The sequence below is a fragment of the Xanthomonas vasicola pv. musacearum NCPPB 4379 genome, assembly GCF_000277895.2.
In the GTDB taxonomy this organism is placed as follows: Bacteria; Pseudomonadota; Gammaproteobacteria; order Xanthomonadales; family Xanthomonadaceae; genus Xanthomonas; species Xanthomonas vasicola.
The window spans coordinates 2,854,528-2,866,280 of sequence record NZ_CP034655.1; the positions used below are offsets into that span (position 1 = coordinate 2,854,528).

9 protein-coding genes are annotated in these 11,753 nt (G+C 63.8%); 3 read left to right on the plus strand and 6 right to left on the minus strand.

Translation table 11 applies throughout. The annotated features are described in order from the left end of the window. Window positions 1–23 precede the first annotated feature (23 nt). Both KWO_RS13265 and KWO_RS13270 read right to left on the minus strand, forming a co-directional pair. On the minus strand, window positions 24–524 hold the full coding sequence (locus KWO_RS13265) for a pyridoxamine 5'-phosphate oxidase family protein (RefSeq protein ID WP_010363632.1): 501 nt from the start codon (window positions 522–524) through the stop codon (window positions 24–26). Between the two features lie 60 nt (window positions 525–584). Beyond that, on the minus strand, window positions 585–1,586 hold the full coding sequence (locus tag KWO_RS13270) for an LLM class flavin-dependent oxidoreductase (protein ID WP_010363633.1): 1,002 nt from the start codon (window positions 1,584–1,586) through the stop codon (window positions 585–587). Between the two features lie 374 nt (window positions 1,587–1,960). On the opposite strand from KWO_RS13270, the gene KWO_RS13280 reads away from it, so the two are divergent. Then, window positions 1,961–3,385: an MFS transporter gene (locus KWO_RS13280; RefSeq protein ID WP_017112208.1), complete on the plus strand. Its 1,425-nt coding sequence runs from the start codon at window positions 1,961–1,963 to the stop codon at window positions 3,383–3,385. 154 nt (window positions 3,386–3,539) lie between these two features. Here KWO_RS13280 and KWO_RS13285 read toward each other — a convergent pair whose 3' ends face one another. Continuing rightward, window positions 3,540–5,261: an ATP-binding cassette domain-containing protein gene (locus tag KWO_RS13285; RefSeq protein WP_026113233.1), complete on the minus strand. Its 1,722-nt coding sequence runs from the start codon at window positions 5,259–5,261 to the stop codon at window positions 3,540–3,542. Between the two features lie 93 nt (window positions 5,262–5,354). Then, window positions 5,355–6,413, minus strand: coding sequence for a phosphoenolpyruvate carboxykinase (ATP) (locus KWO_RS13290; protein ID WP_010378281.1), 1,059 nt, complete (start codon window positions 6,411–6,413; stop codon window positions 5,355–5,357). A 132-nt stretch (window positions 6,414–6,545) separates the two neighbouring features. Here KWO_RS13290 and KWO_RS13295 point away from each other — a divergent pair, with 132 nt between their 5' ends. Both KWO_RS13295 and KWO_RS13300 read left to right on the plus strand, forming a co-directional pair. Beyond that, window positions 6,546–8,099, plus strand: a complete 1,554-nt coding sequence (locus KWO_RS13295; protein ID WP_010378283.1) for a B12-binding domain-containing radical SAM protein — start codon at window positions 6,546–6,548, stop codon at window positions 8,097–8,099. A 56-nt stretch (window positions 8,100–8,155) separates the two neighbouring features. Then, entirely contained in the window at window positions 8,156–9,370 is a 1,215-nt protein-coding gene (locus KWO_RS13300) for a nucleotidyltransferase family protein (RefSeq protein ID WP_017112209.1), read from the plus strand. A 120-nt stretch (window positions 9,371–9,490) separates the two neighbouring features. Here the strand turns inward: KWO_RS13300 and KWO_RS13305 are convergent, their stop codons facing one another. Together KWO_RS13305 and KWO_RS13310 are read right to left on the minus strand one after the other, a co-directional pair. Further along, entirely contained in the window at window positions 9,491–10,585 is a 1,095-nt protein-coding gene (locus tag KWO_RS13305; protein ID WP_010363646.1) for a glycosyltransferase family 4 protein, read from the minus strand. Further along, the gene (locus tag KWO_RS13310; protein WP_010378292.1) at window positions 10,582–11,712 is read right to left on the minus strand and encodes a glycosyltransferase family 4 protein; all 1,131 of its coding nucleotides are present in this window, start codon (window positions 11,710–11,712) and stop codon (window positions 10,582–10,584) included. The genes KWO_RS13305 and KWO_RS13310 overlap by 4 nt, the downstream gene beginning before the upstream one ends. Between the last annotated feature and the right edge of the window lie 41 nt (window positions 11,713–11,753).

Below are 11,753 nucleotides of genomic sequence, written 5' to 3' on the forward strand. Positions count from 1 at the left end.
CGTCCGGCGCGTGTCTGACGCAGTTACTTCAGATCGACCACACGGTTGTCCGACAGGCTGGCGGTATCGTCGGTCACTGCCGTCATAACGAAGTACAGCGCCTTGCCGAGCAACCCGCTGGGGCCATCCCAGTATTCGGCCGATTCGGCGCGCACGTGGATCAGGCGCAGGTTCGGGTCGTCCTTGCCGCCCGGGAAAAACACCTTCATTGCCGGGGACCACAGTGCGTCGATCTTGGCGCGGTCATGGACCACGCGTGCGGTACCGGCCACCGAGACATAGGTGTTTTTCGATGCCGATGCATAGGCCACGTTGACGCGCGGATCGGCGGCGATTTCCGCCACTTTCGGGCTGTCGGCGGCGGTGGCGAACCACAGGTCGCCGTCGAACTCGACTTCCTGCGTGCCCAGCGGGCGGCTCACCAATTTACCGTCGGCCGACACGGTGGTGAACATCGCGATGTCCACGCCGCGAATCAATTCGGCCAACTGCTTGATGCTCTCGCTGCGTTCCTGAAATTGCATGCTTGTCTTCCAAATGGATGTGCACTCATCACAGCGGATCGCCGCGCAAAGCGACGTGAATCACGCGGTGGTCACGTCCAGTTCGCGGCATGCGGCCGCGGCAATTTCGAAGGAGCGCAAACGTGCTGCGTGGTCGTAGATGTTGGCGGTGAACAACAGTTCGTCCGGCGTGTGGCGCTCAATGAAATCGGCCACGCCTTGGCTGATCTGCTCGGCATCGCCGAGGACAGTGCAAGCCAATGCCCGCTCCACACCCACGCGCTCATGCGGCTGCCAGAAGCTGTCGATGTCGTCGATGGGCGCGGGAATCTTGCCCGGCTTGCCGCGACGCAGATTGACGAAGCTCTGCTGTTGGGTAGTAAACAGACGGCGTGCCTGCGCTTCGGTGTCGGCCGCCACCACATTCAAGGCCAGCATCACGTGCGGCTTGGCCAGCTGTGCCGACGGGCGGAATTCGCGGCGATAGATCGCCACCGCTTCGTCCATCGCGTCGGGTGCGAAGTGCGAGGCGAACGCAAACGACAAACCCATCGCTGCCGCCAGACGTGCACTGAACAGGCTCGACCCCAGCAACCACACCGGCACCTCAAGCCCTGCGCCGGGCACGGCCTGTACGAGCTGCCCCGGCACCGCCGGTGCGAAATAGCGCATCAATTCAGCCACGTCCTGCGGGAAGTGGTCGGCGCTGTCGAAATAGCGACGCAACGCGCGTGCGGTGGGCTGGTCGGTACCGGGCGCACGGCCCAGGCCCAGGTCGATGCGCTGCGGATACAGCGAGGCCAGCGTGCCGAATTGTTCGGCCACCTGCAGCGGGGCGTGATTGGGCAACATGATGCCGCCGGCACCGACGCGGATGGTCTTGGTGCCGCCAGCGACATGGCCGATCAACACAGCAGTGGCGGCGCTGGCGATGCCCGGCATGTTGTGGTGCTCGGCCAGCCAGTAGCGTTGATAGCCCCAGCGCTCGGCGTGCTGAGCCAGATCGAGCATATTGGCGAAGGCCTGGGTGGTATCGCTGCCCTCGCAGACTGGCGCCAGATCGAGCACGGAAATGGGGGTCATCGGGTGACTCCGGAGAAGAGTGATGTGCAAGAGATGGGGCTGGCCTGGCGGCTTTGCCAGCGGCTCGGAGGGTGCTGAGGGGATTACAGCATTCCAGCAGTCGGACAACGGACGGATTGATGGGCTCGGACAAGCAGCAGCTGGACTGTTGAGCTTGCTGCTGGCAGAGCGCGCTGTATCTGCGGGTTGGGTGGTGCTTCGGTGCCGATGTGGTCGCATTCGCTCCGTTTGCGCGACCACATCATTTCGATACAAGCGAATACTCGGCACCCTCCCGCGCGCAGACGAACGCATCGACTGCGCGACGAAGCGTGGCCGCTGTGCGAGCTGGACGCTGGCTATCATGGCGATGCCCTGCCTGCGGTTACCTGCCCATGTCTCCAACTGCCTCGCCCGCCCCTGCACAGCCCTCACCTGCAGCACAGATCGCGGCGCGGATCGATCGGTTGCCGGCCAGTGCGACGCTATGGCGATTGGTGGGGTTGCTCGCACTGGGAGGGTTCTTCGAGTTTTACGACCTGTTCCAGACTGCCTACATCAGCCCCGGGCTGATGCGCGACGGCATTTTTGCCAGCGGTGCGGATGGCGCGTTCGGCATGTCCGATCAAGCCGCATTTGCGGCGGCAACCTTCCTCGGGCTGTTTGTCGGCGCCGCGTTATTGAGCCCGTTTGCCGACCGGTTCGGGCGTCGGCCGGTGTTTACCTTCGCCTTGATCTGGTACACCGCTGCGACTGTCGCGATGGGCCTGCAGAGCACTGCTACCGGGGTGATCGTGCTGCGCTTTGTGGTCGGCATCGGGTTGGGGATCGAGCTGGTTACCATCGACACCTATCTGTCCGAACTGGTGCCGAGGCACATGCGCAGTGCGGCGTTTGCATTTGCATTTTTCGTGCAATTTCTGGCGGTGCCCACGGTGGCGCTGACTGCGTGGATGTTGGTGCCGTATGCGCCCTTGGGTGTGAGCGGCTGGCGCTGGGTGGTATTGCTCAGCGGTGTGTTTGCGCTGGCGATCTGGTGGCTGCGCAGCCGCTTACCAGAATCGGCGCGCTGGTTGGCCGCGCATGACCGACATGCAGAAGCCGATGCAGTAGTGACCGAGCTGGAAGCGCGCTGCATGCGCGATGTGGGTGCGCCATTGCCCGAGCCGCAGGCAGCCGCACCCTCGCCTGCCGGCGTCATGCCGACATCGCTGCTGTGGCGCGCGCCATATCGCGGGCGCATCGGCATGTTGGTGGTCTTCCATGTGTTTCAGGCGATCGGCTTCTTCGGTTTCGGCAACTGGCTGCCGGCGCTGATCTCGGCACAAGGCGCTGACGCAGGGGTGACCAAGAGCCTGGCGTATTCCTTTGCAATCTCGCTGGCCTACCCGCTGGCGCCGTTGCTGTTGCTGCGGTTTGCGCAGCGCTGGGAAAACAAATGGCAGATCACCGCATCGGCGTTGGGCGCGGTGCTGTTCGGCGGGCTGTTCGCGTTACAGCATGAAGCCGTCGGCATGGTGCTGTGTGGGGCGATGGTTGCGTTCTGCAACGCCTGGATGAGCTTTGCCTATCACGGCTATCAGGCAGAGCTGTTCCCGACCGGCTTGCGCGCGCGTGCGGTGGGCTTTTGTTATTCGTTCAGCCGCCTGTCCACCGCGGTGAGCAGCGTGCTGATCGGTTGGCTGCTTGCGCAAGTCGGCAGCCATGGCGTCCTGGCCTTCATCGCGCTCAGCATGTCGATCGTGGCGAGCGTGATTGCAGTGTTCGGGCCGCGCACACGCAATCGTGCACTGGAAGAGATTGCGGGTGAAAACGGCTAAACGCGGTGACTAGGCGCACGCCTGGCGTGCGCGGCCGGTGCGCAGCGCAACCAGCCCATCAAGCGCCTGCGTGTTTTCGACTTGATCCTGATGATTGCGCGCTCTGTGTTGTGAGCGACTTCCGGAGCGAACGACCCGCCAGCGTGTGACGCGCCTAGCGCACGTCGTACGGTGTGGCAATTTCCGCCGAGCTGATATGCACTCGTCTAGCAGGTGCACCACCCAAGGTCACCGTGCGATCCGCCACCGCGGCCAGGCTGGTGCGATGCGACACCACCACCAGCACGGTATGTGGCAGACGCGCGCGCAAGGTGCTTAGCAGCTGATGTTCGGCATCGGCGTCCAGCGCGCTAGTTGCTTCGTCCAACACCGCCAGGGTCGGCCGCCGCAGCAAGACCTGCGCCAACAACAGGCGTTGCGACTCGCCGCCAGAGAGGCGCCCGTCCTGCGCATGGATCGGCGTGTCCAGGCCTTGCGCATCGCGCTGCAGCCGCGCACACAGGCAAACATCGGCCAGCACTTCCCACATGCGTGCGTCGGAGGCACCGGGCAGCGCCCACTGCAGGCAATCGCGCACCGTGTGTTGCCACGGCCGGACGCCCTGGCCGATATAGGCGCTGTGTCGCACCAGCTGTCGATAGGCGGAAAACGTGAGCCGGCGCCCGCCCATGTGCGCAACGAATTGCGCCGGCAGCGTCTGGCCGGAAAGCACGTCCATCAGACTGCTCTTGCCCACGCCGGAGGCGCCTACCACTAACGTCATCTGACCCGGCACCAGCAAGATTGATTCGAGTGCAAGCTGCGGCAGCGGAGGTGACAGCCCAATGTGTTCGATATGTACCGCGGCCGGCAATGGTTCGGCGGTTTCTTCCGGCACATGAGCACGCGCAACGCCCAGGTCCACATAGCGGCGCCACAACTGCAGCGCCGGCCATGCCGAACGTAATTGCTGCACGCTCTGCCGTGTGGTGACCAGGTACGGCAGCAAGCGGCCAAGCAACAGACTGACGGTGATCAGCGCAGCGCGATCGGCCCCCTGCCAGCGATTGGCCAACACCAGAATGCCCGCAATGGCGACCACCGCAGTGAGCTCGAGCAGCAGTCGGCTGCCGGCAACCAGCTCTTGCTGTTGCGCATACCCCTGCCCCAGCCGCGCCGAGATGCGCGCGTAATGCGTTGTCTCGACGTTTTCACGCTGAAACGAACGCACGTGGCGCAGACGACGCGGAAAATCTTCGCTTAGCCAGAACAGCTGCGTCATGTCCGCCACATAGGCACGACTGATACGTGACTGTGCATCGGCGCTGGAAATACGTAAGCCCAACCACGCCAGCACCGCCAGCAGCGGTGCGGCGATCAATAGCGCAGGGGCGATCAGCACTGCGATGCACACGCTCACCAGCGCAGTGATGGCCGCGACCAATAGCTGCAGCACCGCGCTAAAGCCTTGCGTGGCGATCTCGATGTTGTAGGTGAGCACATTGGCGATTTCTGCCGAACTGGCACCGGACAAGGCAGGCAATGGCGCATCGATCAGTGCCGCATGCACGCGTGCCCGCAGACCGATGGCATAGCGGCTGGTCAAGCGCGCGGCCAGCCGTGCGCTCTGCCAGCGCAAGGCGGCAAATAGTACGCTCACCGCCACAAACAGGCTCGCCTGCATGGCTAGCCCGCCCGGTAATGCCAAACGATAGCCGGCCAGTTGCACGCTGTGACCGGGCTGCACCAGCGGCAGCAGACACACGGCCACAATGCTGCCGACCAACGCGGCGGCCAACGATAACGCGACGTAAAGTGCAATCGCCGCCATGTCTGCCGGCACCAGCGTGCTCACGAAGTGCTGCAGCTTGGTGCGCATGCGCTGCTGCGCTGTCATCGCCGGCATCTCAGGTGCGTACAACATGCATTTCCCAGCGTGTTACCACGGGTTGTCGCCTACTTGCGCTGCGGCACGCTTGCGGGCAACTGCTCATTGCAACAACTGCAGCAGCGCATCCACCGATGCCTGCGGGTGCGTGCCACGGTGCAAGGTAAACATGCCGATGCGCTGCACCTGTTCGACAAACCGCTGCCAGCCGGGCTGACCAGCGGCATAGGGTTGATCGTGGGCCAGGGAAGCAGCGACCTGCTTTGTCGGTACCGCCACCAGGCGCTGCGCCGAGACGCTGGCCGGTGTCCTTGAAAGCATCACCACCGCGTGCAACTGCATGGGCTTAGCCGCGAGATGCGCACGACCATGGCGGATATCGACCTCGTACTTTTCCACACCGCTGCGGCGGCGGATTACCGGCGACGCGCTGATCCATGCGTGCGTCTGCGCATCGACCAGGCCCAGCGCTTCGGCGCGCAGATGCAGGAAATTGGCAACGCCGGTGGTCAGCAGGCTGTCCGGCGCCACGAAGACGCCGTCTTCAGCAATGAAGTCCAGCCCGTGGAGCAGGCTATGCAAGGCCAGCGTCGATTTACCCGCACCACTGGCGCCGAGCAGCAACACGCCGCGGCCGCGCTGACCGACGCAGGCGCCATGCAACGGCACCAGCCCGATGCCACGCGCGGCCAGCAGGAACACGGCGAATTCGATCAACTCGTAACGCACGTGATACGCGTGGGCGAGCATGTCTTCGGACACGACCAGCATTGCGCGGTGCTGCGGCACCGACAGCATCAGGTAATTGCACGCATCCATGACGCCGCATAACAAGCCACCGCTGGCATGCGTGCGCACCGGTGGCGGTTCTGCACCGATGCTGCCCGGCGCACGCGGCAGCAGGTCCAGCGTGACGTGAAATTCTGGTGCGCCCGGCAAGCGATGCGCGGGCAAGCCGGCATAGGCGGTATCGACCAGTGCCAGTAGCGCTTCGCTATCGCTTTGGAAGTGGAACAACGCGCCGAGAATCTGCCGACGCACGGTCAAGCACCGCGGACGCTGCTCGCCGAACGGATCCGCAGCCACTGCAGCCCCTGTTGCGATAGCAGTTGTGCCATCGCTCAACGAGATGTGTTCCGCCCATGCAGCCAACTGCGGCATGCCTGTATCCAATGCACTGAATCAGCCGATGTGTGTCGATTCTCTACAGAAAGGTTGCGTCGCCAGCGGCTGTGTCTGCGCAAACCACTACGCAACCAAAGGCGCCTGCATGCGCACCTACTGCCGAGCCGAATGCCGGCGTCTGCGCACGCCGCCGCTGCGCCCGCCTGGCGACAGAACGAGAGCCTTGTGCAGATGCTAAAGATCCAGGTCAGTCATTCGTATTTCCTGCGTTACGACTCCAAACAATGGGAGCGCGGCAAGCCGTATCCGCCATTGGCAACGTTGCAAATCGCTGCGCTGCTGCGCGAACGCGGGCATGCGCTGAGTCTGTTCGATGCGATGCTGGCCGACGATGTGGAGGACTACACCCCCGCACTGCATGCGGCGCAGCCGGATCTGGTGGTGTTCTACGAAGACAACTTCAACTTCCTCACCAAGATGTGCCTGAGCCGGATGCGCGACGCTGCCTGCCGCATGATCGGGCAAGCCCGCGCCGCCGGTTGCCGCGTGCTGGTGGCGGGCTCGGATGCCTCCGACAACCCGGATGTGTTCCTGACTGCCGGCGCGCATGCCGTGTTGATCGGCGAAGGCATCGCTCCGCTGCTTACGTTGCTTGAGCGCGTGGAAGCACAGCCGGACATCGCCACCGAACATTGGCTGGCAGGCGTTGATCGGATCGCCACCAGCCTGCCTGCGACACCCCATGTGCATCCTGGCGCGCAACCGCCGGACGCACGCCTGAGCGGGTTGCCGGCCTGGGATCTGGTCGATATGCCGCGTTACCAGCGCTTCTGGCAACAACGACACGGCTATTTCAGCTTGAACATGGCCGCCTCGCGTGGCTGCCCGTTCCGCTGCAACTGGTGCGCCAAGCCGATCTGGGGCAATCACTACAAACGCCGCGGCGCCGAAGAGGTGGCCGCAGAAATGATTCACCTCAAACGCAGCTTTCAGCCTGACCATATCTGGATGGCCGACGACATCTTCGGCTTCCATATCGATTGGGTGGAAACCTTTGCGCAGCAGTTGAGCGATGCCGATGGTGCGATCCCCTTCACCATCCAGACCCGCGCCGACCTTGCCAGCGAACGCATGGCCGCAGCGCTGGCACGTGCCGGTTGCGCGGAGGCGTGGATCGGTGCCGAAAGCGGCAGCCAGCGCATTCTCGACAAGATGACCAAGGGTATGCAGGTTGGCGAAGTAATCGCCGCGCGTGAGCGCCTGGGTACGCAAGGCATACGCGTAGGCTTCTTTATCCAGCTGGGGTATCTGGGCGAGGAACTTGACGACATCCTGGCCACGCGCGCACTGGTGACGCAGGCTAACCCGGACATCATCGGCGTCAGTGTGTCGTATCCCCTGCCCGGCACCAAATTCTACGAAGAAGTAAAAAATCAGCTCGGCAGCAAGACCCATTGGGAGGACAGCGATGATCTGGCGATGATGTTCCGTGGCGCGTACGACTCCGAGTTCTATCGCAGCGTGCGCGATCTATTGCACACGCAGGTCGATCTACAACAGGCGCGCGTCACGATGACGGCCGATGCGTTTGCGCAGGCATCGGATCAGCTGGAAGCACGCTGGTCGGCCTTGATCGCCAGCGAAGGCCAACACCGCACCGAGCCGCTGACCTACAGCGTTGCGCTTCAGCCACGGCAGTTGGCCACCGTGCTGGTGGGCTAACCCTCGCCTGCTCTGAATCTGTTTCCTCCATCGCTTTGCCTGACCGGACCACGCGCATGCAGCCCTCCCTTCGCACCATCAAGCACCGCCTGCACACGGCGACCGAGCGACTCGCTCAGGAGCTGGCCCAGCCGGGCGACGCATTGCCGCAGTGGGACCGACTGCAATGGCAGCTGGCGGCCGCAGCGGCGGCGGCGCATGGCATCTCGCCACTGCTGCAACGCCGTTCGTTGTGGCAGGACGCCGAATGGAACACCTTCCTGGGCGAACAGCGTGGGCATGTGGAAGACCGCCATCGGCGGATCGCGCTGTTGCTAACCCGCATTGACGCAGCTGCACGCAGTGCCGGCATCGCGCTGGTGGGCCTGAAAGGCACCGCCTTGCATCGGCTGGGCCTGTATCTGCCCGGCGACCGCCCAATGGCCGATATCGACCTACTGGTGGAACCGGAAAACGCGCCTGCAGTGGCCGTTCTGTTGTGCGAACTCGGCTATATCGCGTCTTTCGAACAGTGGAAGCACCAGGTCTTCAAACCGGTGCAGGGCGAGGCCGTGGCGGGACTGGGCGAACACCGCGATGCGCCGATCAATATTGAATTGCATACGCGCATCCAGGAGCGCTTGCCGGTGAGTAGCGTGGAGATCACTGCACGGATTTGGCCGCAGCACCCGCAACCGGGCTTGAACCCCTACCCGTCCATCGGCGCATTGATGTGCCACTTGCTGCTACACGCGGCGGGCGGTATCTGCCATCGCACTATTCGCCTGATGCATCTGCATGATCTGGCCTTGCTGACCACGCGCATGGGTCCGCGCGATTGGGAGGAATTGCGGGAAGACAGTTCCATGCCACCGTGGTGGGCGCTGCCGCCACTGCTGTTGCTGCAGCGTTATTACCGCGCCGTGGTACCGGCTGCGGTGATGGCGCGCCTGCATGCAGCCTGCCCTCCACTGCTACGGCTGCGCGCAGCTCGGCAAACGCTCACCGCTGCATCGTGTTCCAACCTGTGGCTGTCGGCGTTGCCGGGGATTGAATGGTCGCGTTCGTTCGATGAGGCGCGGCAGTATCTGCGCAACCGCGTCGTGCCTTCAGCAGAAAGCCGCAAAGAACGTGCGGACATGCTGCAGACGCAGTTATGGCTGCAAGATCAGCCGTGGGTGCGACAAACCCAGGTACGCCGCTTGATGACGCGCCTGACTCGACCAGTGCCCCGCACCGACATGTTGTATGTGGTGCGTGCGGCGCTGGATGGGTATCTGCAGCCGGCGTGAGGCTGGGCAAAAAGGTTTTGTCCAGCACGCTCCTCAATCAAGACGCGGGTGCACAAGAGCACCGAAGAAAACTCCCCGCATTGTCACGCGCATCAATGCAGTCAATACAGTGGTCGCTGCTCACACCAACTGGCGATACAGCTGCTCGAACAACCGCGTCGTCAACGCAGCATCTTCGCGGACGGCACGACACTGCGCCGCCCAGGCCAGACGCAAGCGCAGTTCGTCGTCGCCGAGCACCTGGCGGATGGCCTCGGCCATTCCGGCCCAGTCGCCTGGTGGCACCGCCAGTGCCGCGATCGGTGCCCATTCGACCAAGTGCCCGACAGCAGTGCCCACCGTTGGTACACCGGCAACGGCGGCTTCCAGCAGCACCAACGGCCCGGCTTCATGCAGCGAAGACAACACCAGCAGATCGGCCGATAGCATAATCGGGCGCAACTCGCGCTGGGTCTTGAAGCCGAGAAAGCGCACCTGTTGCTGCAAGCCGAGTTGCTGCACCAGGCGCTGCATGGCGCCGTCCAATGTGTCGACGCCCACCATGTCCAGGGTGAAGGCAACACCGGCACGCTTGAGTGCGGCCATCGCCTGCAACATGGTGGTCTGGTCCTTGACCGGATTGAGGCTTGCGACATGCAGCAGCCGCGCAACCGATTCAGCGCGCGCCCGCGGCGCTGCAGGCGGCCAGGCGCGCAGATCCACGCCCAGCGGCACGCGTTGCGCAGCGATGCCAAGTGCCTGCAGCGAATCGATGATGGGCGCGCTGGCAGCCGTCACCCGATCGGCAAGCCGCAAAATTACCGCTTCGCGCAGACGCCCGCGCCAACGCCGGCGGCCGCCGTAGCCGATGCGATGCAGTGCGACCAGCTCGCCACCGGCGATATGCACCACGCTGGGACGGCGCAGCAACTTTGCCGCAATCACCGCAATCAAGCTGCAATAGCCCGAAAAAATTGCCTGGATCACATCGAACGGCGCACGCCGGTGTTCATCGCGAATGGCAGCGATCGCGCGCAGCCGTGTGCGGCGTGCACCGATGTTATGCACGGTGGCGCCGCGCAGGCTCCAGGTGCCGGGCTGCGGTTCTTGATGCAGCACGAAGACGTGTACTGCATGGCTGCGGGCCAGCCACTCGATCACGGTCAGGAACACCGGGATCACGCGGACTTCCCCACTGCGATCCACGCCACCGGGTACCACCAGTGCCAGTTTCATGCGATGCGCTCCGGCGCGGCGGCGCGTAATTGGGTGTATGCCTGCGCCCAGCGCTGACCCACTGCGGCAAACGACAGGCGTGCGTCGAAATGCTCGCGCACCTGCGCGCGCGAGGGGCGTTGCCAGCTGACGCGCAGCAACAGTTCCGACAATGCCGAAGCATCGCCCACCGACCACAACTCGCCCATTGCGCCGTCATCGCTGAGCGCGCGGAACGAGGCAATGGCGGTGAGTAGCGGCAGGCAGCCGCAGGCATAGGCTTCCAGAGCGGCGTAACCGCAGCTTTCCGTATGGCTGGCAGACACGAACAGATCGGCCGCGCGCAATAGCTCCTGCACGCGCGCATGCTCGACCTTGCCCAGCAACTGCACGCACTTCGCCAGCTGCGGGTCGCTGCGCAAGCGCTGCTGCACCTGCTCCATCAACGGCGCCTGGTCGAACACACACCACAACCGCAACCCGGGCACCATGCGCGCAGCCATGGCTACCGCGTCGAGCACGCATAGCGGGTCCTTGGCCGGGCTTAAATGTCCTATCCACAGCACACACGGATCGCCGTGCAAGCGTGTCTGCTCGCGTGCCTGCAGTCGATCGCCCGGGGTAAAGCGGCTGCTCGATTCGGGGATTGCAAACAATTGCGTGCTGCGACGGAACAGCCGCGAACGCGTGAACGGCTGCGCCAGCTCCAGCGAAGTGAATGCAATGCCAGATGCGGCCGCATAACGGGTGCGCCACAGGCTTCTGCTCCACCAGCGCGGCGGCCGGTTGGCGTGATCCTGTAGCAGAATCGGCAGCTCCGGCAGCAGGCGCGTCAGACGCCGCGCATCGCCTGCGAATTCCAGACCGTGCACATGCAATACGTCAGCATCGATCTCACCCAACAGTGCGGCAAGCGTGCGCGCACGACTTGCGCTGCCACGTCGTTGCAGATCGGCAAAGCGGTAGTCCACGCCCTGATGACGCAGGCGGGTGTTCAAGGCAGATGCCTGGATCACCGACACACGCACACCTGCGCTGGCGACGGCCTCGGCGATGTCGGCCAGCGATTGCCATTGCGCGAATACCTGCTCCGCGCTTAAGCCATCGGGCGTGGGAACCAGATTCAGCTGTGCGACGTGCAGGCTCATATGGATGACAGCACTTGCACGTCGATCAATGTGACGACACC

Bases quoted from the DNA above. Each gene is read 5' to 3' on its own strand.
- KWO_RS13265 (WP_010363632.1), bottom strand. From the start codon at position 524: ATGCAATTTCAGGAACGCAGCGAGAGCATCAAGCAGTTGGCCGAATTG.
- KWO_RS13305 (WP_010363646.1), bottom strand. From the start codon at position 10,585: ATGAAACTGGCACTGGTGGTACCCGGTGGCGTGGATCGCAGTGGGGAA.
- KWO_RS13280 (WP_017112208.1), top strand. From the start codon at position 1,961: ATGTCTCCAACTGCCTCGCCCGCCCCTGCACAGCCCTCACCTGCAGCA.
- KWO_RS13300 (WP_017112209.1), top strand. From the start codon at position 8,156: ATGCAGCCCTCCCTTCGCACCATCAAGCACCGCCTGCACACGGCGACC.
- KWO_RS13290 (WP_010378281.1), bottom strand. From the start codon at position 6,413: ATGCCGCAGTTGGCTGCATGGGCGGAACACATCTCGTTGAGCGATGGC.
- KWO_RS13270 (WP_010363633.1), bottom strand. From the start codon at position 1,586: ATGACCCCCATTTCCGTGCTCGATCTGGCGCCAGTCTGCGAGGGCAGC.
- KWO_RS13285 (WP_026113233.1), bottom strand. From the start codon at position 5,261: ATGACAGCGCAGCAGCGCATGCGCACCAAGCTGCAGCACTTCGTGAGC.
- KWO_RS13295 (WP_010378283.1), top strand. From the start codon at position 6,546: ATGCCGGCGTCTGCGCACGCCGCCGCTGCGCCCGCCTGGCGACAGAAC.
- KWO_RS13310 (WP_010378292.1), bottom strand. From the start codon at position 11,712: ATGAGCCTGCACGTCGCACAGCTGAATCTGGTTCCCACGCCCGATGGC.